Origin of the sequence: Microbacterium sp. GbtcB4, assembly GCF_019091465.1 — a bacterium.
Taxonomy (GTDB): Bacteria; Actinomycetota; Actinomycetes; order Actinomycetales; family Microbacteriaceae; genus Microbacterium; species Microbacterium paraoxydans.
On the sequence record NZ_JAGXJJ010000420.1, the window covers coordinates 1 to 243 of the forward strand.

1 pseudogene is annotated in these 243 nt (G+C 71.6%); it reads right to left on the reverse strand.

Annotation, left to right across the window (positions count from 1 at the left end):
• A pseudogene (locus KVS71_RS18345) lies at window positions 1-243 on the reverse strand (bifunctional methylenetetrahydrofolate dehydrogenase/methenyltetrahydrofolate cyclohydrolase); the annotation flags it as partial.

The following is a 243-nucleotide window of genomic DNA, read 5'->3' on the forward strand; positions in this document are numbered from 1 at the left end:
CGTAGTCGTTGCGCAGCAGCAGCTCGCTGACACCGCGCGGGGTGCACGGCAGCGGCGTGTGGATCGGCGCGTTGAGGTTGAGGGCGAGACGCCCGAGGTTGGTCGGGTGCAGCCCGTCCGCGTCCTTCGCCGGATCGTTCCGCTCCAGGATCGCGTCGGTGTCGAGGTGCTTCGGCAGCGGCAGCCGCACCATGAACCCGTGGCCGGCGGGTTCGGGGTTGGGCCCGTCGCTCAGCGCCTCCT